16 protein-coding genes, 1 tRNA gene and 1 pseudogene are annotated in these 18963 nt (G+C 71.0%); 13 read left to right on the forward strand and 5 right to left on the reverse strand.

Annotated features, from left to right (window positions below):
• Nucleotides 1-271: 271 nt before the first annotated feature.
• Both ACWD12_RS15485 and ACWD12_RS15490 read left to right on the forward strand, forming a co-directional pair.
• Nucleotides 272-514, forward strand: coding sequence for a DUF1918 domain-containing protein (locus ACWD12_RS15485; RefSeq protein ID WP_358348180.1), 243 nt, complete (start codon nucleotides 272-274; stop codon nucleotides 512-514).
• Nucleotides 515-810: 296 nt separating this feature from the next.
• The gene (locus ACWD12_RS15490; RefSeq protein WP_358348183.1) at nucleotides 811-1257 is read left to right on the forward strand and encodes a DUF3052 domain-containing protein; all 447 of its coding nucleotides are present in this window, start codon (nucleotides 811-813) and stop codon (nucleotides 1255-1257) included.
• A 233-nt stretch (nucleotides 1258-1490) separates the two neighbouring features.
• On the opposite strand, the gene ACWD12_RS15495 is transcribed toward ACWD12_RS15490, so the two are convergent.
• Complete coding sequence (locus ACWD12_RS15495; protein ID WP_450099951.1) at nucleotides 1491-2444, reverse strand: maleylpyruvate isomerase family mycothiol-dependent enzyme; 954 nt, start codon at nucleotides 2442-2444, stop codon at nucleotides 1491-1493.
• Nucleotides 2445-2595: 151 nt separating this feature from the next.
• Between ACWD12_RS15495 and ACWD12_RS15500 the strand changes: the two genes are divergently transcribed.
• The 5 genes from ACWD12_RS15500 (at nucleotide 2596) to ACWD12_RS15520 (ending at nucleotide 6828) form a co-directional block, all read left to right on the forward strand.
• Nucleotides 2596-3054 carry a peroxiredoxin gene (locus ACWD12_RS15500; protein ID WP_358348188.1) on the forward strand — a complete coding sequence of 153 codons (459 nt, stop codon included), beginning with the start codon at nucleotides 2596-2598 and terminating at the stop codon, nucleotides 3052-3054.
• A gap of 197 nt (nucleotides 3055-3251) precedes the next feature.
• A complete protein-coding gene (locus ACWD12_RS15505) occupies nucleotides 3252-3827 on the forward strand; it encodes a TerD family protein (RefSeq protein ID WP_358348191.1) in 576 nt (191 codons plus the stop codon).
• Between the two features lie 174 nt (nucleotides 3828-4001).
• Complete coding sequence (locus tag ACWD12_RS15510) at nucleotides 4002-4580, forward strand: TerD family protein (RefSeq protein WP_358348194.1); 579 nt, start codon at nucleotides 4002-4004, stop codon at nucleotides 4578-4580.
• A gap of 122 nt (nucleotides 4581-4702) precedes the next feature.
• Entirely contained in the window at nucleotides 4703-5878 is a 1176-nt protein-coding gene (locus ACWD12_RS15515) for a DUF475 domain-containing protein (RefSeq protein ID WP_450099952.1), read from the forward strand.
• Nucleotides 5879-6141: 263 nt separating this feature from the next.
• Nucleotides 6142-6828, forward strand: a complete 687-nt coding sequence (locus ACWD12_RS15520) for a TerD family protein (RefSeq protein WP_358348199.1) — start codon at nucleotides 6142-6144, stop codon at nucleotides 6826-6828.
• 104 nt (nucleotides 6829-6932) lie between these two features.
• Here the strand turns inward: ACWD12_RS15520 and ACWD12_RS15525 are convergent, their stop codons facing one another.
• Entirely contained in the window at nucleotides 6933-8384 is a 1452-nt protein-coding gene (locus tag ACWD12_RS15525) for a TerD family protein (RefSeq protein ID WP_450099953.1), read from the reverse strand.
• 434 nt (nucleotides 8385-8818) lie between these two features.
• Between ACWD12_RS15525 and ACWD12_RS15530 the strand changes: the two are divergent.
• From ACWD12_RS15530 to ACWD12_RS15545, 4 genes and pseudogenes are all read left to right on the forward strand, one after another.
• Nucleotides 8819-9979: pseudogene (locus ACWD12_RS15530) on the forward strand (HpcH/HpaI aldolase/citrate lyase family protein); the annotation flags it as partial.
• A gap of 224 nt (nucleotides 9980-10203) precedes the next feature.
• Nucleotides 10204-11874, forward strand: coding sequence for a phosphoribosyltransferase family protein (locus tag ACWD12_RS15535; RefSeq protein ID WP_450099954.1), 1671 nt, complete (start codon nucleotides 10204-10206; stop codon nucleotides 11872-11874).
• Nucleotides 11871-13025 (forward strand): cysteine protease StiP family protein, encoded by a 1155-nt coding sequence (locus ACWD12_RS15540; protein WP_435838968.1) that lies wholly within the window; start codon nucleotides 11871-11873, stop codon nucleotides 13023-13025. The genes ACWD12_RS15535 and ACWD12_RS15540 overlap by 4 nt, the downstream gene beginning before the upstream one ends.
• Entirely contained in the window at nucleotides 13022-13879 is an 858-nt protein-coding gene (locus ACWD12_RS15545) for an HAD family hydrolase (RefSeq protein WP_450099955.1), read from the forward strand. The genes ACWD12_RS15540 and ACWD12_RS15545 overlap by 4 nt, the downstream gene beginning before the upstream one ends.
• Nucleotides 13880-13920: 41 nt before the next feature.
• Here ACWD12_RS15545 and ACWD12_RS15550 read toward each other — a convergent pair whose 3' ends face one another.
• Nucleotides 13921-14403: a hypothetical protein gene (locus ACWD12_RS15550; protein WP_358348208.1), complete on the reverse strand. Its 483-nt coding sequence runs from the start codon at nucleotides 14401-14403 to the stop codon at nucleotides 13921-13923.
• Nucleotides 14404-14642: 239 nt separating this feature from the next.
• A complete protein-coding gene (locus ACWD12_RS15555; RefSeq protein ID WP_450099956.1) occupies nucleotides 14643-16007 on the reverse strand; it encodes a hypothetical protein in 1365 nt (454 codons plus the stop codon).
• 162 nt (nucleotides 16008-16169) lie between these two features.
• Here ACWD12_RS15555 and ACWD12_RS15560 point away from each other — a divergent pair.
• Nucleotides 16170-16246: transfer RNA gene (locus ACWD12_RS15560), tRNA-Val, on the forward strand.
• A 209-nt stretch (nucleotides 16247-16455) separates the two neighbouring features.
• On the opposite strand, the gene ACWD12_RS15565 is transcribed toward ACWD12_RS15560, so the two are convergent.
• Nucleotides 16456-17652 carry a hypothetical protein gene (locus ACWD12_RS15565; protein WP_358348214.1) on the reverse strand — a complete coding sequence of 399 codons (1197 nt, stop codon included), beginning with the start codon at nucleotides 17650-17652 and terminating at the stop codon, nucleotides 16456-16458.
• Between the two features lie 811 nt (nucleotides 17653-18463).
• Between ACWD12_RS15565 and ACWD12_RS15570 the strand changes: the two genes are divergently transcribed.
• A complete protein-coding gene (locus tag ACWD12_RS15570) occupies nucleotides 18464-18871 on the forward strand; it encodes a hypothetical protein (RefSeq protein ID WP_450099957.1) in 408 nt (135 codons plus the stop codon).
• The last annotated feature ends 92 nt before the right edge of the window (nucleotides 18872-18963 follow it).

Raw genomic sequence — 18963 nt, forward strand, 5'->3', positions numbered from 1 at the left:
CGCCCAGACGTGCTCATCCCTGCCGTATCGATCTCGTGGATCCGTATCACTCTTTCTCCGGCTACCGCGACAAGGGGCGGCGATGCCCTGACTCCGGCTGTCGCCGGACGCCACACGCGGCGGCACGCGGGTACGGGGTAACCGCATCCGCGAACCATCAAGAAGATTACGCCCGGAGTCTTTCGCGGACCGCACCGGCGTAGTTGTCTGGGAGGTGTATGGATGCCGTGAGGGGGGACACAGCGGGGCATCCTCGGCGGAAGGAGATCCGATGCACGCGACGATCGGCGACCGGCTCCACGTCCACGGCAACGCGGTCGGCCGGGCCGACCGGATCGGCGAGATCCTCGAGGTACGGGGCCCCGACGGGGCGCCGCCGTACGTCGTGCGGTTCGACGACGGACACACCGGGCTGATCTTCCCGGGACCCGACGCGGAGGTCGAGGCGGCCTCGGCGGGGCTGCCCGGACACGCCGGGGCTCCGGTGCCGGGTGGGCGGCGGCAGGGCTGGTAGGCGGCCGGGCCGACGGACGCCCGGGCGGCGGCAAGTCGGCGGCCGGCGGCGGCCCGCGGCGGCTTGGGCCCGGCTCCGGGTCGGCTTCCGGCCGACTCCGTGGCGACCCCGGGGCGCGCGCGGGCGCGGCTTCGGGGGACAGCGCGCCGGGCGTACGCCGGAGCGTCCGCCACATACGTCCCCGCGGCGGTGTTTGGGTGGCGGCGTGACCTGGGTACTTGCGCGAACAGCCCGGCGCGTGTGGACTACGGCCACAGCTCCGGAACACAGCGGGGCCGAACATGGGAGGTCACTTCGTGAGCGCGACCGCGGACCACGCGGAGGAACGGTCCAACCCGCTGACGCGGCTTGGGTTCCAGCCCGGACAGGTGGTCCAGGAGCTCGGTTATGACGACGACTGCGACGAGGAGTTCCGCGACGCCGTCGCGGAGATCACGGGCAATGACCTCGTCGACGAGGACTACGACGAGGACGTCGCCGACGTTGTCATCCTTTGGTTCCGGGACGGGGACGGCGACCTCGCCGACTCCCTGGTGGATGCGTTGACCACGCTCACGGACGGCGGCACCGTGTGGCTCCTGACCCCGAAGACGGGTCGGGACGGGTACGTCGAGCCGAGCGACATCGGCGAGTCGGCCCAGACGGCCGGTCTGTCGGGAACCACCACCACGGCAATCGCCAAGGACTGGTCCGGAGCCCGGTTGGTCGCCCCGAAGACGGCCCGCAGCAGCGGCCGCAAGTAGCGGCCCGAGGCGGCGGCCGGCAGGCCGTACCGTCCTGGGACCCGGGGAGACACGACCGGGCGGCCCGGGGAATCGGACGAACCAGCGCACCCGGCGGGGGCGCGGGAACGGTGGGCGCATGTGTGCTCCGACCGGCCTCGCGCCCCCGTCGGCGTTCGGTCGCTTCGGCGGCCCGTCGCGGTGCGGTGCTGCGGTGCCCGGTCGTGTTGAGGTGCCCGATCCGGGGAGTTCGGTCAGCGCTGGAAGCGGCCTATCGCGCGGCCCAGTCCGCCCAGCCAGCCCGCCGCGACGTTCAGGGCGGGCCCGCCCGGCAGACCGGGGACGCGGTCCAGCAGCGGGGCCAGCGCCAGCAGCCCCGGCACGTTGTCGAGGCGCAGGTCGCGCTTGACGAGCAGCGGCGGCACCGAGCGGCGTCCGGCCGAGGCGTCCAGCAGCAAGGCGGCGGAACTCGCGCGGACCGCGGGGCCCGTGCTCTTCCCGGCCGGGACCGCCCGCACCGACCAACCGCCGCCGTCGGCCGCGAAGGCCCAGCCTCCGCCGGGGCCGACGAGTGCGCTCTCGGCGGTCAGGCCGTACCGCGCGGCCAGTGCTCCGGTGATGTCGGCGAGTGCCAGCAGGCCCGCGTCGACCAGCTCGGGGTCCGCCTCGGGCGCGCCGCACGGGACCAGGTCGGCGCCGTGCACGGCCAGTTCGTACGCGATGGCCCCCAACTGCGTCAGCAACGGCACCGGTCCCACCTGCGAACCCGTGCGGGCCAGCCCTATGCCCTCCCGCTCCACCGCGTCGAAGGCCGCCACGAGGCGTGTGCGGCCGTCGTCGAGCGCGGCGAGGAGTTCGGCGGCGGTCGCTTCGCGGTGGGCCTCGACGAGGGCGGCGTTCGCGGTGTCCTGGTCGAGCGGTTCGGCGTCCGCGGAGCGGGTGCCGCGCGCCTCGGCCAGCAGGCGGGCGAGCAGCGGCTCGTCCGGCCACGACGCCAGGTGCGCGACGACGGCCCGGCCCGTCCACCCAGGCAGGCGCGACGGCGCGTCGGGGTCGGCCGCGGCGGCGAGGTCGCGGAACGCGTCCCACGCGAGCAGGGCACGGGCGCGCTGCTCGGCGAGCGGGGCGGACGCTGCGCCGAGCGCGGCACCCTCGGACGCGGGGCCGGGCGGGCCCGCCGGTTCGTACGGCCGTGCGGTCGTGGACATGACGAACATCTTTCCCGGGACATATCGCTGCCAAGCGGCCGGGCCGAACGCGTGCTCGGGCCGGGTGCCAGACTGTGGCCTGTGAAGCCCCGCCCGGGGCGCGACACCGTCACACCGCAGTCACACCGCAGTTGGTCGAAAGGACGCACCAATGGCCGTCGAGATCGGCAGCAAGGCCCCCGACTTCGAGCTGAAGGACCAGCACGGGAGCGTCGTCAAGCTCTCGGACTTCCAGGGCAGCAAGAGCGTCGTCCTGCTCTTCTACCCGTTCTCTTTCACCGGTGTGTGCACGGGAGAGCTGTGCGCGCTGCGTGACGAGCTGCCGACGTTCGTCAACGACGACGTGCAGCTGCTCGCGGTGTCGTGCGACTCGATGTTCACGCAGAAGGTCTTCGCGGAGAAGGAGGGCCTGGAGTACCCGGTGCTGTCCGACTTCTGGCCGCACGGCGCGGTGGCGCAGGCGTACGGCGTGTTCAACGAGGAGAAGGGGTGCGCGGTCCGCGGCACCTTCATCATCGACAAGGACGGCGTCGTGCGCTGGAGCGTCGTCAACGCGCTGCCCGACGCGCGCGACCTGAACGAGTACGTCAAGGCGCTCGGCACCCTCTGAGCCCGGCTACGGCCCCGGTCCGAGTGCGCCGGCGCACGCCCCTGGAATTCGGGAGATCCCTCGGCTTTGCCGACGACACCTGCCAGATCATGCCGGGGTCAGGAACTCGTGACTAGGATCGGATCGTTGTCCAGCCGTACACGGCAAATTCCGGAGCACCGCCACCGCGGCGAGCTCCACGATCTTATGGAGGACTCGTGGGAGTCAGCCTGAGCAAGGGCGGCAACGTCTCCCTGACCAAGGAGGCCCCGGGCCTTACGGCCGTCCTGGTCGGCCTGGGCTGGGACGTCCGTACCACCACCGGTCAGGACTTCGACCTCGACGCCAGCGCGATTCTGCTCAATGCCGGCGGGAAGACCCTGTCCGACGGGCACTTCGTGTTCTTCAACAACCTCAAGAGCCCGGACGGCTCCGTCGAGCACACCGGCGACAACCTCACCGGTGAGGGCGAGGGCGACGACGAGGCGATCAAGGTCAGCCTCGCGACCGTCCCCGCCGACGTCGAGCGCATCGTGTTCCCGGTGTCGATCTACGACGCCGAGACGCGGCAGCAGTCGTTCGGCCAGGTCCGCAACGCGTTCATCCGCATCGTGAACCAGGCGGACAACAACGAGCTGGCCCGGTACGACCTCACCGAGGACGCCTCGACCGAGACCGCCATGGTCTTCGGCGAGCTGTACCGCAGCGGTGCCGAGTGGAAGTTCCGCGCGGTCGGCCAGGGCTACGCGTCGGGTCTGCGCGGCATCGCGCAGGACTTCGGCGTGAACGTCTGACGAACAAACGCCTTGAAGACGCCCGCCGGCCCCGAGCCGGCGGGCGTCGCGCGTTCTCGCGCGTTCTCGGGCGCATTCCAGAGGGATATCCCTTGAAGCTCATCAGGGGTCGAGACGCGGCATACCACTGCTGACTACGCTTCGACCGGGGACTATGCGAAGCAGGAGGAATTCATGGGGGTCACCCTCGCCAAGGGCGGCAATGTCTCGCTCACCAAGGCCGCTCCGAACCTGACCACCGTGCTAGTGGGTCTGGGCTGGGACGCGCGGGCCACCACGGGCGCGTCGTTCGACCTGGACGCCAGCGCCCTGCTGTGCGGCGCGGCGGGCAAGGTGCTGGGCGACGACTACTTCGTCTTCTACAACAACCTGAAGAGCCCCGAGGGTTCGGTCGAGCACACCGGCGACAACCTGACCGGTGAGGGTGAGGGCGACGACGAGGTCCTCATGGTCGACCTCACGCTCGTACCGCAGACGGTCGAGAAGGTCGTCTTCCCGGTGTCGATCTACGACGCCGAGACACGGGGCCAGACGTTCGGACAGGTCCGCAACGCCTACATCCGCATCGTGAACCAGGCGGACGGAAACGAGCTTGCGCGCTACGACTTGACCGAGGATGCGTCAAGCGAGACGGCCATGATCTTTGGAGAACTTTACCGTTACCAGGGGGAGTGGAAGTTCCGCGCAGTAGGCCAGGGGTACGCTTCGGGGCTGCGGGGCATCGCCCTGGACTTCGGGGTCAGCGTGCAGTGATCGGTCCGGTCGAGGGTCGGTTGCCACGGTGACCGGCCCTCTGCTGTTTTCGGGCCCGAAGCCCGCACCCTCGTAATCGCTCGGCAGTCTGGACTCTGGACTAGGAAAGGGACTCCTGCCCCGTGTTGCTCCGTACCTTCGGCTGGTCCTTCGCCGTCACCGGCGTCGGCCTGGCACTGGCCTTCATTCTTTGGGGGTGGGAGGGCTTCGCGGTCGTCGCGATCCTGTCCATCCTGGAGATCTCCCTGTCCTTCGACAACGCGGTGGTCAACGCCAGCGTGCTGGCGAAGATGAACGCGTTCTGGCAGAAGATCTTCCTCACCATCGGCATTCTGATCGCCGTATTCGGCATGCGCCTGGTCTTCCCGCTGCTCATCGTCGGCATCACGGCGAAGCTGGGACCGATCGAGACGATCGACCTGGCGATCAACGACAAGGACGAATACGAGCGCCTGGTCACCGCGGCGCACCCGTCCATCGCGGCGTTCGGCGGCATCTTCCTTTTGATGATCTTCCTCGACTTCATCTTCGAGGACCGCGAGCACAAGTGGCTCGCGTGGCTGGAGAAGCCGCTCGCCCGGCTCGGCAAGCTCGACGTCCTCTCCGTCCTGGTGGCGCTCAGCGCGCTGCTGGTCGTCGCGACGACGTACGGCGCGGAAGCGCTCGTCGGGGACCACGAAACGGCCGACAAGACCGCCACAGTCCTCATCTCCGGTCTTCTGGGACTGATCACCTATCTTGTCGTCGGCGGCTTGTCCGACCACTTCGAGAACAAACTCGAAGAGGACGACGAGGAGGCGGCCGAGGACGACGAGAAGGCCGAAAAGGCGGAAGAGGGCGGCGGAGCCACCAAGAACGGCGGCAACCGCGAACTCGTCGGACTCGCCGGCAAGGCGGCGTTCTTCCTGTTCCTCTACCTGGAAGTCCTCGACGCGTCGTTCTCGTTCGACGGCGTCATCGGCGCCTTCGCCATCACCAACGACATCTTCGAGATGGCACTCGGCCTCGGCATCGGCGCGATGTACGTCCGGTCGCTGACCGTGTACCTCGTCCGCAAGGGCACCCTCGACGACTACGTCTACCTGGAGCACGGCGCGCACTACGCGATCGGCGCGCTGGCGATCATCCTGCTGGTCACCATCGGCCAGCACATCAACGAGGTGGTCACCGGCGTCATCGGGGTCGCGCTGATCGCCCTGGCGTTCTGGTCATCGGTGGTGCGCAACCGCCGGATCGGCCACGAACCGGGAAAAAATAACGGGCAGGGCTCCGAATCGGAAGTCGAGGCGAAGGTCTGACAACCGCTCGTCGGACCTTCGGGTCCGAGGGGAGCCGGGTCCGCCGAAACGTTCGGTCGGACAGTCCGGAGAGGGTCCTGCCCGGGCCCTGAAGCTCCGACCCGCAGGCCCTGACCCGGGGCCCGGACCGTACGCGGCCCGTCCCCGGCGCCCGGTCCCGGGAAAGCCGTACCGCACGCGCAGCCACACGGCGCGTGCGGTACGGCTATTTTTGTGGCTACACCGTCACTGCACGCGGTGGGTCGCACGGCGGGGAGGGCGCAATGCCGTTGTTCGGTCGGCAACAGGGGCTGGTCGGTGAGACCGACACCGGCAGCCACAAGGTCACGCTGACGCGGAGTTCGCCGGAGGTGTCGCTGACCCGGCAGGGCTCCGCGACGGGGACGCTGCGCGTCAACCTGCACTGGAACCAGTTCTACGAGGAGCCGCCGGCGAAACCGCGAGGCGGGCTCTTCCGCCCGCTACAGGTCGACGCACCGCCGCTGCCGCAGAAGATCGACCTGGACCTCGGGTGCATGTGGGAACTGTCGGACGGCTCCAAGGGCGTCGTCCAGGCGCTGGGCAACCTCTACGGGGACTTCAACCAGGCTCCGTACGTGCGTCTCGACCACGACGACCGCACCGGGTCGGCGTCGGGCGAGACGATGTTCATCAACCTCGACCAGACCAGGCTGCTCAAGCGGCTGCTGATCTTCGTCTACATCTACGACGGCACCCCGGCGTTCGACCAGGCGAACGGCGTCGTCAGCCTGTTCCCGAACGCGGGCCGCCCCATCGAGGTGCGCCTCGACGACCGCTCGGCGGGCGCGCGGACGTGCGCGGTGGCACTGCTGGAGAACCACGGCGACGACATGACCGTGCGCCGCGTGGTGCGCTACATCGACGGCTTCCAGGCCGAGTTGGACCGCGCGTTCGGCTGGGGCCTGGTCTGGGCGCGCGGCTACAAGTAGGCGTGCCGCGCGTGCGGCGGCTTGGTCGAGTGCGCGTCTCCGCGGGCGGTGCGCGCTGGGAGGCGCGTCGACGTCGGTCCAACGTGGTGTCGGTCCAACGCGGGTTACTGGAACTGCGGGCCTTGGGGCGGGGAGTTGAGCCACTGGGTCTGCGGGGGGTGACCGGCCGGGCCTGCCGGCGGTTGGATGTGGCCCTGGGGCGCGTGCCCTTGGCCCGGGTGCGGCTGCATCTGGTGGTGCTGCCCCTGGTACGGCTCTTGGTACGGCTGGTGCCCGGGGCCGGAGCCCGGAGCGGACCCGAGGCCGGAGCCCGGCTGGGAACCGCCGAAGTGTTGGGCGGCTGCACCGACCGCGTACTGCGGACCGCCCTGCGGCATCCGCATGATCCCGGGCGGCGTCGACAAGGCGGCCCCCGGCGTGCTGCCGGCCCCCGGCCCGCTCGCACCGGGCGGTGTGCCCAGCGTGGGCGGCGGCGGTACGTGCGCACCCTGCGACGGCGTCTGCGGGAAGCCGGAGCCGCCCACGGGCGTGTGCGGGCCGGGCGGCGGGGGGATGGGCGCCCCGCCGTACGGCGTCTGGGGGCCCGTGGCGCCCGCGGACGCACCACCGGGGGTGGCCGGGGCACCCGCGCCCGGTCGGCCGGGCGACGCGGGCAGCGGCGGCGGATCGTGCGGCAGCGACGCGGGCATCAGCGCGGTCGGGGCGAGGTCGGACGGCGGCGTCGGGGCACCCGGCCGACCGGAGCCGGGCCCGGACGCGCCCGGCCCGGCGGCACCGGGTCGCACGGCGGCAGGGCCGGCCGAAGCCGGCGTCGGGGACGGCGCAGACGGGGTGTTCGGGCCTGCCGTGGTCGGGGCCGGAGTGGGCCACGACGACGCGGCAGGCGCACTCTGCGGCGTCTGCGCGGGCGTCCGAGGGGGTGTCTGCGATTGCGCCGGCGCCGGCGCAACGGCAGGAGCGGACGCAGGCGAACGCCCCGGCGTCGAAGCCGCGGGAACGGCCGCGGGCGGCTCCGGCTCGTCGTCGTCATCGACGTTGATGCCGTAATCGGTCGCGAGGGCCGCGAGCCCGGCGTCGTACCCCTGGCCGATCGCGCGGAACTTCCACTGGTCGTTACGCAGGTAGATCTCGCCGAACACGAACGCCGTCTCGGTCGTGGCGCCCGCGATCGGGAAGTTGAGCAGCTCGCGCCCGCCCGCCGCGTCGAAGACCCGCAGGATCAGGCCCGGCACCGCGCTCACGCGTCCGCCGTCCGCGGAACCGGCGACCACGACACGCGTGATGCCCGCCTCCAGCCCCTTCACGTCCACCCGGAAGGCGTCCGAGCACCCGGACGGCGCCACGATCTTGTCCCCGTGCACAACCGCGCCCGAAGGGTGCGTGGGCTGGTTGTAGAACACGAAGTCGGCGTCGCTGCGCACGCGCCCGTCGTCGCCGAGCAGCAGCGCCGAGCAGTCGATGTCCGGAACCCCCGGACCGGTACGCCATTCCAGGACGACCCGGACCGAGTCCGCGCCCAGGACCGTGTTCGCGCCCTTGGTCATCACCTGCGTCATGCGCCCATCCTGCCCGCTTCCGTACCCCGTACTCAACGCGGGCGACGCGGCGCGGCGCCGGGGAACCGGAAGGGCGGGGTCGTCCGTTATCCGGAATGCGCGGCCTGATCTGTGCCGGTGTTACAGGCGTTTCCGGGCCGCTACGTTGTGTGACCGCGGGAACCGGAGTGTACTCCCGTCAGGCATTTCGCCTCAGGGATGGACGAAGGCCCTCCGGATCGGACCGTGTGTGTCACCTCTGTGACAAGCCCGTGAACGTCTGACGCATGCGCCCGGGAGATCTTCTGTCATTTTGCTTTTCAGTTACCGTATGTGTGCCTGCCGGGATTCCCGGTTGGGCGCGACCGCGCCAAGGGGCGCGAAACATGTCCCGCAACCGCAGACGCGCGCGGGGGACGCGCCCGTCCGGATACCCGACAGCAAGGGGGAACAAGATGCGCCACTTCGCCTTCCTGGACGACCGGGAGTTGAAGCACCTGTTCCACCGACCGCCGCAGGAGTTCGGCCGCGATTCGGAACCGGCCGTGCTGGCTGCGGCGCTCGGCGCCACCCTCTACAGCCCCGCCACCCGTACGACCCTTGCCGCCGACATCGCCAAGCAGGCGGCGCGCGGCGTCACGTCCATGGTGTTGTGCCTCGAGGACGCCATCGACGACCGCGACGTCGAGATGGGTGAGCACAACCTCGTCGCGCAGCTCACCGAGCACGCGGAGTCCGGGGCCCAGGGGCCGATGCTCTTCGTCCGGGTACGCGCACCCGAGCAGATCACCGACCTCACCGAGCGCCTGGGGCCGTCCCTATCCGCCCTGACGGGCTTTGTCATGCCCAAGTTCGAGCCGGACAGCGGTGCGCGCTACCTCAAGGCCCTGGTGGAGGCGAGTCTGGACAGCGGGCGGCGCCTGCTGGGCATGCCGGTGCTGGAGTCGCCGTGCATCGCGTACCTGGAGTACCGCCAGCGCATGCTGACCGAGCTGTCGACGCTGATCCAGGCGCACCGCGAGCACATCCTCGCGGTGCGGATAGGCGCCACGGATTTCGCGTCGGCGTACGCGCTGCGCCGCTCGCGCGACCTGACCGCGTACGACGTGCACCTGGTCGCGGGCCTCATCGCCGACATCGTCAACGTCTTCGGCCGCTCCGACGGCACCGGCTTCGTGATCTCCGGACCGGTGTGGGAGTACTTCCCGCAGGGCGAGCGGCTCTTCAAGCCGCAGCTGCGCCGGTCGCCGTTCGCGGAGGCCGAGGACCCGGACGAGGCGGTCGCGCTGCGCTCGCGCCTGATCTCGGCGGACCTCGACGGCCTGATCCGCGAGCTGGAGCTCGACAAGGCCAACGGCCTGCTCGGAAAAACCGCGATCCACCCGAGCCACGTGGCGGTCATCCACGCGATGTCGGTGGTGACGCACGAGGAGTTCAGCGACGCGTCGGACATCCTGGCGGAGAGTGCGTCGGGTGGCGGCGTGCTGCGGTCGGCGTACACGAACAAGATGAACGAGGTGAAGCCGCACCGCGCGTGGGCCGAGGCCGTCATGCGGCGTGCCGGGGCGTTCGGGGTGGCCGCGGAAGAGCTCAGCTTCGTCGACCTGCTGGCGGCGACGGCGAACGCGCAGGCGGGGTGGACTCAGACGACCCTCGACGACGCGTCGGCGCAGGGTCCGGTGCGGGCGGTAGTGGCGCCGCGGTACCGCGACGACCCGAACCGCGCGGATCCGGACCACGGTGACCTGGGCAGCGCCAACACGAGCCATGGCACCGCGGGCCGCGCCACCATGAGCCGTGACGAAACGAACCAAAGTGATCTGGACGGGAGCGGACCGGCGTGAGCGGGCTGGTGACGGCGGCCGCCGCCGAATGGAGCGGGACGTGGGTCTCGCAGCGTCTGGGCATACGCCTGGGCTCCGCCGCGGCGTCCATAGGCCCGCGCATCTCGACCGACATGCTCGCAGCCGACGACGGGACCGGTGATCTGCGCGCTCTCGTCGGCCTCGCGCTGCGCCGCAACCCGCGCCGCGCGCACCTGCTCGTGTCGACGGTCCTGGGCAAGCACGTGCCGCAGCTGCCGCATATCGTGCACGACGCGGGACTGGCCCTGGGGGCGCAGGTCCGTGAGGTCCTGGGCGGCGACGGCGTGACGCCGGTCGTGCTCGGGTACGCGGAGACCGCGACCGGCCTGGGCCACTGCGTGGCGGAGGCGCTGCCGGGTGCGACGTACCTGCATTCGACGCGCCGCCCGGTCGAAGGCGTGGCCCCGCTGGGCGGGTTCGAGGAGGAGCACTCGCACGCCACCTCCCACCTGCTGCTGCCGCAGGACCGCGATCTGCTGTCCGGCCCCGGGCCGCTGGTGCTGGTGGACGACGAACTCTCCACCGGGCGCACGGTGTTGAACACCATCGAGGCGCTCCACGAGCTCGCGCCGCGCGAACGGTACGTCATCGCCGCACTCATCGACGTCCGCACACCCGCCGACCGCCGCACGATGGCCGCCTTCGCGGAGCGGCTGGGCGCGCGCGTCGACGTGGTCTCGCTCGCGACGGGCGTCGTCGACCTGCCGCACGACGCCCTGACGCGCGGCGCCGACCTGGTGGCCGCAGAGGAGGCCGGACAGGCCGGACGGGCCGGACAGGCCGAGCAGACCAAGCAAATCGGGCAGGCAGGGGAGGCAGGGCAGGAAGGACAGGCCGCGAACCCGGTGGCGCGGGAGACCACACGCGGTTCGGTCGAACGGATCGCCCTGGACTGGCCGGAGGGCCTGCCGGACGGCGGGCGGCACGGCTTCACCGCCGACCACCAGGCGGCCCTGGAGAAGGCGCTGCCGGAACTCGGCGCGCGTCTCGCGGGCGGACTTCCCGGCGCCCGGCGTGTGCTGGTCCTGGGTTGCGAGGAGCTGATGTACGTCCCGCTCCGCCTCGCCCGCGCGCTCGCCGACGCGACCGCCCCGGCGGCCGGTTCCGCCGCGCCCGGTTCCGCCTCATCCGAATCTGCCTCATCCGGATCCGCGTCGGTCGGTTCCGCGTCCGACTCCGCCGCGTCCGGCTCCGCGGACGGACCGGCCGTACCCGCCGGACCTCCCGTACCCGAGGTCCGTTACTCGACGACGACGCGTTCCCCCGTCCTCGCGGTCGACGACCCCGGCTATGCGATCCGGACGCGCCTGACCTTCCCGTCCCACGACGATCCGGCGGACGGCCCGGGCGACCGGTACACCTACAACGTGGACCCGGGGGCCGACCCGGCACGGCGGTTCGACACGATTGTCCTGGTCGTCGACTCGACGGCCGACACACCCGCGCTGCACGCCGAGGACGGGCTCCTCGACGTGCTCGCCGGCGTCGCGGACCGCGTCGCCCTCGTGGTCGTGCCGAGCTACATCCCGCGCCAGGCCGCGGACCACGAGCCCGGCCACCAGCCCAGCCGCGTCCCCGGCGGCGTCCCGGGCAGTGTCTCAAGCAGCAGCACAGGAAACGTCCCCGACAGCGAGGTAGCCGTATGACCGTTCGCGACACCGGAAAACTGCCCGAGCCGCTCTTCGGCCCCGGGTTTTCCTCCTATGCCGCGGACGAGGTCGCCTGGCTGCTCAAGGACCTGTCGGACGTCGAACTCGAAGCCCCGCTGGAGGAGCGCGAAGAGGCGATCCAGCACGGCGGCGCGCACTACGCCGAGTCGCTGCCGATCGAGTACCAGCCTTCGCCGGAGTACCAGGCGCTGTTCCACAGCGCGCTGGAGCTGTCCGCCGACCGGCTCGCGCACGCGGTCGGCGTCGTCACCGAGATCGTGCTCGCCGAGCGCGGGCGCGACGCGGTGCTGGTGTCGCTGGCCCGGGCCGGCACCCCGATCGGCATCCTGATGCGGCGGTGGGCGGCGTACGCGCACGGCCTCGACCTGCCGCACTACGCCGTCTCGATCGTCCGGGCGCGCGGCATCGACGCGGTCGCGCTGCGCTGGCTGGGCCGGGCGTACGACCCGTCGCGCATCATGTTCGTGGACGGCTGGACCGGCAAGGGCGCCATCACGCGCGAGCTGACCGCCGCCCTCGACGAACTGCACGCGGCGACCGGGATGCGCTTCTCCGACGAGCTGGCGGTGCTCGCGGACCCGGGCTCGTGCGTCACGACGTACGGCACCCGCGACGACTTCCTGATCCCGTCCGCCTGCCTGAACTCGACCGTCTCGGGCCTCGTCTCGCGCACCGTGCTGCGCGAGGGCCTGATCGGACCGGACGACTTCCACGGCGCGAAGTTCTACCGCGACCTCCTCGATGCCGACGTGTCGAACCAGTTCCTCGACAGCGTCAGCGCCCGCTTCCCGGCGGTGGCCGAGGCCGTCGCCCGGGACTGGCCGGTGCTGGCCGCGTCCGACCGCTCGCCGACCTGGGACGGCTGGCGTGCGGTCGAGCGGATCGGAACCGAGTTCGAGATCGACAACGTCAACCTGATCAAACCCGGCGTGGGCGAAACCACGCGGGTTCTGCTGCGCCGTGTCCCGTGGAAGATCCTCGCGCGACGCGGTGTCGGCACCGAGCTCGACCATGTCCGCATGCTCGCGGACCAGCGGGGGGTGGAGGTCGTCGAGGTGGACGACCTCCCGTACTCCTGCGTGGGCCTGGTCAAGCCCGGATTCCGCCGCGACATTGGAGCCACGTGACGAAGGCCAGGCACGACAACCCGCAATCGACCGCCCACTCCGTGGTGGCCGCGTGCGACCTGGACCGTACCCTCATCTACTCGAAGGCCGCAGCCCGCCTGGGCCTGGGGCCGGGCGAGCAGCCGCCCGACCTCGAATGCGTCGAGATCCACGAGGGCAAGCCGATCTCGTTCCTGTCCCGCGCGTCCGCCCGGATACTCGTCGAACTCGGCGCGCGGGCCATGCTGGTTCCGACCACCACGCGCACACGCAAGCAGTACGACCGCATCGAACTGCCGGGCCGCACCGCCGAGTACGCGATCTGCGCCAACGGCGGCCACCTGCTCGTGGACGGCGTCACGGACGAGGACTGGAACGCGGGCGTACGCAAGCGCCTGGCCGAGGAGTCCGCGCCGCTGACCGAGGTCATCGCGCACCTGGAAGCGGTCGTGGCCCCCGAGTGGGTGCGCAAACTGCGGGTCGCCGAGGAACTGTTCACCTATCTGGTGCTGGAGCGCGAACTCGTGCCGGCCGGGATGGTCGAGGAGCTGACCGGCTGGGCGGACGAGCGCGGCTGGGGCGTCTCGCTGCAGGGCCGCAAGCTGTACTTCGTGCCGCAGTCGCTGACCAAGGGCGCGGCGGTGGACGAGGTACGCCGGCGTACCGGGGTGCACACGGTCCTCGCCGCGGGGGACTCGCTGCTCGACATCGAGCTGCTGCGCGCCGCCGACGAGGGGATCCGCCCGGCGCACGGTGAACTGGCCGAGACCGGGTGGACGGCGCCGCACGTCACCGTGACGCGCCATGCCGGGGTACGCGCGGGCGAGGAGATCCTGACCTGGCTGCTCGGCCGAGTCGAGGCCGCGGCGGCGTAGCCCGGCCTACCGGGCGCTGCCGCCTGGGGCCCGAGCCGCTGTCAGACGTCGGCGCCGCGCACCGTGAGGAGCTCGGCGCTGGCGTGCAGCGGGCTGCCCTCGATGTCGAAGGTGAGCTCGAAGCCGTCGCGGGCGGCCCGTACGCGGGTCAGCGCCACCTCGGTGAAGTGGTCGAGGGCGCGTACGAGATCGTGGATCACGCTGCCGGTCGCGGACAGGCACAGGACGGTGCCGTCGCTCAGCACGACGGTGTCGCCGCCGAGGCCGCGCGGGGCGGGGTGCGCGTCGGTGACGCGGAGGGGGCCGCGGCCGAGGGAGTTGAGCCACCGTACGGCCTGCTCGTGGAGCAGATCGCGCTCTTCCTCGTAGGCGGTGTGCATCATCCGGCGCACTTCGTGCAGGTCCGAGCCGTGCATCGGTATGTGCTGCGCGCTGGAGGCCTTCGGCGTACGGCGCAGCGCGGCGACGCAGGGCGCGGCGGCGAGCGCGACGAAGGCGAGCATCGGAATGAGCATCACGGGCATGGCACGTCCCCGAGGTGACAGTTGCGGCTTCCGCGGCACAGGGGACTCGGTCCTGAGCGGGCGGGACCAAGGTCCCGGGCCTTACCGCGGTTCAGAGCACCTTAAACGTCAAAACGCCGGATAAGGCAGGGGGGCGCGGGAGGATTGTGGCGATCGTCGCCGGGGGTTGCCGTTGACTGACCGACTGTTGATCACTCTGTGGCCTATGTCCTAATTTGTCGGTGGTGCTGTGGTGGAGATCACGCCTGCCCGCCGGCCCGGTCATCGCGGATCTGCTGCACGACGCGACCGACTTCGGCGCGGATCGCGCGGGTCTCGGTGAGAAAGCTCCACCAGTCGGGATGCGGGGCGTCCACCTGCCCGCCGACCGCCTCCAGACGGTAGACGAGCGCGTCCAGGCTCCGCGCGTACTTCTCCTCGGCCGCCGCCCGGGCGCCCACCGCCAGCCGCTGCGCGTCGCGCAGCGCGAACCGGGTGCGCTCGATCTCGGCGTCGGGGTCGCGGGCGACCTCGTCGAGGTCCCGCAGCCGGTCGTGCACCGCCGCCATCGCCTCGTCGGCGTTGTTCAGCGCGGCCCGTGCGGTGGCCAGGCGGCTCACCGCGTCCGCCCACTCGCGGCCGTTCGCCGCCGCCCCCGCCTCGTCGATCCGCGTCCCGGCCACCTCGACAGCCCGCGCGACCGCGGCCCCGGTGCCCTCCAGATCGGTCCAGCACGCCGCGCTGTAGCCCTGGCGCAGGCGGCTCAGCGCCGGCTCCAGGTTGTCGGCGCGCGACGCCACGGCCTGCGCGCGCGTGCGCAGCGAGGACAGCCGCTTGGTCACGTCGTCGCGCAGCCGCGGGAGCCGGTCGGCCTCCTCGTACAGCGTCTGCGCGGTCGCGGTCACCTTCGCGGCCAGCTCCAGCGTGCCGCCCACCCCGTGCACCGAGGCGCCCTTGTCCAACTCGGCAAGGTCGGCGTGCACCGCCGCCAACCGCTGCTCGTATGCCGCCGACGCCAGGCCCTCGCGTACCGCGACCTGCACCGCCGCCTCCGCCGCCCGCACCGTCTGACGCGCGTGCTCGGTCTTCGGCGGCAACTGCGAGAGCGCGACATCGGCCCGCGCGATCATCGGCCCGACCGACTCGCCGAAGCGCTCCAACTCCTTGCCGACCTCGTCGAGCCGCCGCGCCACCGCCTCCAACTCCCGCCGCGCGGCGTCGTAATCAGTCGTATCCAGATCCTCCGAGTCCAGCGGATGCCGGTCCATCACCCCGATGTACGCGGCACTCGCCTCGTCGACCAGATCGTTCAGCGCCTCGAACCGGCGCAGCGCCTCCGCACTGGCGTCCGACGGCTCCACCGCGCGTACCGTCTCCAACGAGATCCGCAGATCCCGCTGCGCGGTGTCCAGCCGCAGGAACGCCTCACCCGCCGCCTCCCGCGCGGTCGCCGCCGCGGCCCGCGCCGCCTCCCGCCGACGCCGCCACGGCCGCGTCTCACCCCCGGCGAACGCGCCGGGCACCGCAAGCGCCGCCACCGCAGCCGCCGCAGGCAGCAGCACGACCCCCGGCCACAGCACAGCCACCCCCGAACCGATCCGGTGCCGTACCGCCCCGAGTGCCACTCCCGCTCCCGTCGCCGTCCGCGGACTGCCGCTCCCATCCTCCCAGGTCCGCCCCCGCCACCGCCGACAGGCGCCCCACCCGCCCCCGACGAAACACGTGCGCGTGCACCTGCGCCGATTCGGTACGCTGTCCCCCTGCCGGACAGCCCCACCCGTCCGCGCGGGCGCATAGCTCAGTTGGTTAGAGCACTGCTCTTACAAAGCAGGGGTCGACAGTTCGAGTCTGTCTGTGCCCACCAGCCAAGAAGCCCCGAAGCAACCACGCTTCGGGGCTTCTGGCATCTCTCTCTGACATCAACGCCGCTGGGGTGGGGGCGGGTGTCAACTGTGCTGCTCGTGCCGGGACTTCGTCGGCGCTGTGTCGGCTGACCGGGGCTGGGCTGGGTGGCGCCGATGGAAGGGCTCCGGACTCGGCGCCGGTGACGCCGAGTCCGGTGGGGTGGGTTGGTCAGTTGTCGGTCTCGGGGATGTAGGCGGCGCAGGTGGAGAATGCGCTGTTCTGCACGCACTCGAACACCTGGTTCCACTTGCTGTCGGTGTCCTTCACCGCGTCGGCGAGGGTGTCGTCGCACGATTCGTCGGCCAGGCCCCAGAAGGATCCGTCGGGCCAGCCGGCCTGTTCGGTGCGGGCGGTGATGGTGTCGAGGCACTCCGTGGAGGGGTCGTACTTCTTGACCTCTTCGAGGAATGCCAGGTACTGGGGGTTCTGCGTCGCGGCGGCGGCTTCGTCCAGGGTCTTCTGGGCCGTCGCCTTCTCCTGCGTCGAGGCGTTCGGGTCCTGCAGGGTGGCCAGGGCCTGGGTGTTGCGCTCCAGGACCTCCTGGACCTTCTTCTTGTCCTCTTCCTTCGGCGGCGCCGTCTTCGGGTCCGCGAGGGCCACCAGGCCGGCGCTGATTATCTTGATGTTCCGTACGAGGGCTGCCTTTTGCTCCACGGTGATGTTCTTGTCCTGGAGCTGCGTCGAGGCGTTCGCGAGTACTTCGCCGAGTTGTGCGTAGAAGGTCTTGTCGGCGGCCGAGGTCTTCGGGTCGGTGGCCAGCTTGATCGCCGCATTGGCCCCGTCCATCGCGGTCAGGAGGGCGGCCCGGTCCTCGGGGGTCGTCTGCGGGTTGTTGATGGCCTTCAAGGTGGTGTCGAGCCCGGACACGTACTTCTCGTACGCGGCCTTGTCGGCCGGCGTGGTCTTCGGGTCCGCGATCGCCGCGGCCGCCTTGTCCAGGCTCTCCTTGAGCTGCTTCTTTACGTCGTCCGGAGCGTCGAGTTTCGCTATCTGGTCCTCCAGCGCCTTCTTCTGCTCGGGCGGCACCAGGTTCTGGATGGCGGGACTTGACGACGACTCGTCCGACGGGGTGCTGGGGCCGTCATCGGAGGGGGTGCCCGGATCGGCGGACGACGGGCCGTCCGGCTCGGCGGGGGAGTTCGGCCCGTCGGGTTCGGCCGGGGTCTTCGGTCCGTCGGGCTCAGGAGTGTCCGGATCGGGTGGGTCGGGCGGTTGCGGCGGGGGCGGGGTGTCGCCGGGGAGTGCGGCGGGCGCCGCCGCGGGGGCGGCGCCCGCGGTCACCGCCGTGACCGGTAGAGCGAGTGCGACGGCCAGGCATGACGTTCCGACAATGCGGGAGAGTTGGTGACGAGCGGTTTTGGGCATGAGGCTTCCAGGTGCGTGGCGGCGTGGCTGCTCCGCCGTTGCGTCGGCTTGGCCTGAGGCGGCTCGGGGGACACCGGAGAACGAGCACTCAACGGTGGGCAGGTATGACAACTCCCACTCTTCGCCCCACCGCCACCCGTCGCAACCCAGGCGTTGGGGCGCCGCGTTCGAGGCGGTGCCGTCGCGTTTGACAGCGCCCCGCACCCGGCCTGTGCCCGTGGTGGCCGCAGGGGCGCGATGTGGCGATCCGGAGCCGAACGGTGCGACGTCCGCGGCCCGACGCGGCCGCCCGGTTTGCATCTCGGTTATCGGCGCAGACCAGGTTGAACGCGGTGACTTCCGTACCAAGCCGGGGAGCGCCCGAGCGGCGCGGCGCACACCGGGGATAGGTGAGGCCAGCCGCCCTTGCCTGTGGCCGCCGGGGCGGACCGCCCGGGTGCGTACGGTCGCGGTGGCATGAAACTCCCTCAACTTTCGTCCCGGACTCGGGTTTTTTTCGTCGATCTGCCAGACCCTTGCGATGGCGGCGATCGGTTCCAGCCATGTCATCGCGTGCATGAGGTGCGGAGAAGCGGAAGATCATGGTCCGGATAGCAAATGGCTTGCGGCGTAGGCGGTTTCACCAGGTCCAACGAGTTGGCTCACGAGTTTCGCCGGGCACATGCAAATGCGCCGCGAGCGGCCGGATTGCGCGGTGTCAAGCCGAGGAGCGCGATACGCGGGTGTTCTTGCTGGATAGCGACGATTTCAAGCCAGTGCCAACCTCCTCCCCACGCCGTCCTGGTCGTACGACGGCCGGAAAGAGGACCCCATGAAGCACCAGCGCAAAATCGTCGTCGGCTTCGGCGCCATTGCCATGAGCCTTGGCATGGTGGCCGCCACCGCGGGTTCGGCCCACGCGGGCACCAACAACTCCGACTACGTCTACACAGGCGGCACCGCCACCGGCAAGGTCTGGTTCGACCATGACGGCGACTGGTTCTACGCACAGGACCTGTCCGCGGACAGCCACGGAGTCGCCGTCCAGTACCGGATCAACGACAGCTACGCCAAGCCGCTGCTCGTCAACAACGGCGGCAAGGGTTCGGTCAAGGCGTTCAACATGGACTTCCCGGAAGGCGCGACCGTGTGGTTCCGCGCATGCCTCACCGAGAACAGCGTCGCGTGGGACTGCGATGACATGGCGTGGTCTGTCAGCGCCAAGAAGGCCACAGCCTGACACCCGACGTCCGCAAAGCATGAGGCCAGGCACCCCGATGGGTGCCTGGCCTCATGTGTCGCGGTGGCCGCCGGGGCGGACTTCCCGGTGCG

This window comes from Streptodolium elevatio (assembly GCF_053592165.1).

Bases quoted from the DNA above. Each gene is read 5' to 3' on its own strand.
- ACWD12_RS15550 (WP_358348208.1), bottom strand. From the start codon at position 14,403: ATGCCCGTGATGCTCATTCCGATGCTCGCCTTCGTCGCGCTCGCCGCC.
- ACWD12_RS15510 (WP_358348194.1), top strand. From the start codon at position 4,002: ATGGGGGTCACCCTCGCCAAGGGCGGCAATGTCTCGCTCACCAAGGCC.
- ACWD12_RS15525 (WP_450099953.1), bottom strand. From the start codon at position 8,384: ATGACGCAGGTGATGACCAAGGGCGCGAACACGGTCCTGGGCGCGGAC.
- ACWD12_RS15540 (WP_435838968.1), top strand. From the start codon at position 11,871: ATGACCGTTCGCGACACCGGAAAACTGCCCGAGCCGCTCTTCGGCCCC.
- ACWD12_RS15520 (WP_358348199.1), top strand. From the start codon at position 6,142: ATGCCGTTGTTCGGTCGGCAACAGGGGCTGGTCGGTGAGACCGACACC.
- ACWD12_RS15570 (WP_450099957.1), top strand. From the start codon at position 18,464: ATGAAGCACCAGCGCAAAATCGTCGTCGGCTTCGGCGCCATTGCCATG.
- ACWD12_RS15485 (WP_358348180.1), top strand. From the start codon at position 272: ATGCACGCGACGATCGGCGACCGGCTCCACGTCCACGGCAACGCGGTC.
- ACWD12_RS15565 (WP_358348214.1), bottom strand. From the start codon at position 17,652: ATGCCCAAAACCGCTCGTCACCAACTCTCCCGCATTGTCGGAACGTCA.
- ACWD12_RS15495 (WP_450099951.1), bottom strand. From the start codon at position 2,444: ATGTCCACGACCGCACGGCCGTACGAACCGGCGGGCCCGCCCGGCCCC.
- ACWD12_RS15500 (WP_358348188.1), top strand. From the start codon at position 2,596: ATGGCCGTCGAGATCGGCAGCAAGGCCCCCGACTTCGAGCTGAAGGAC.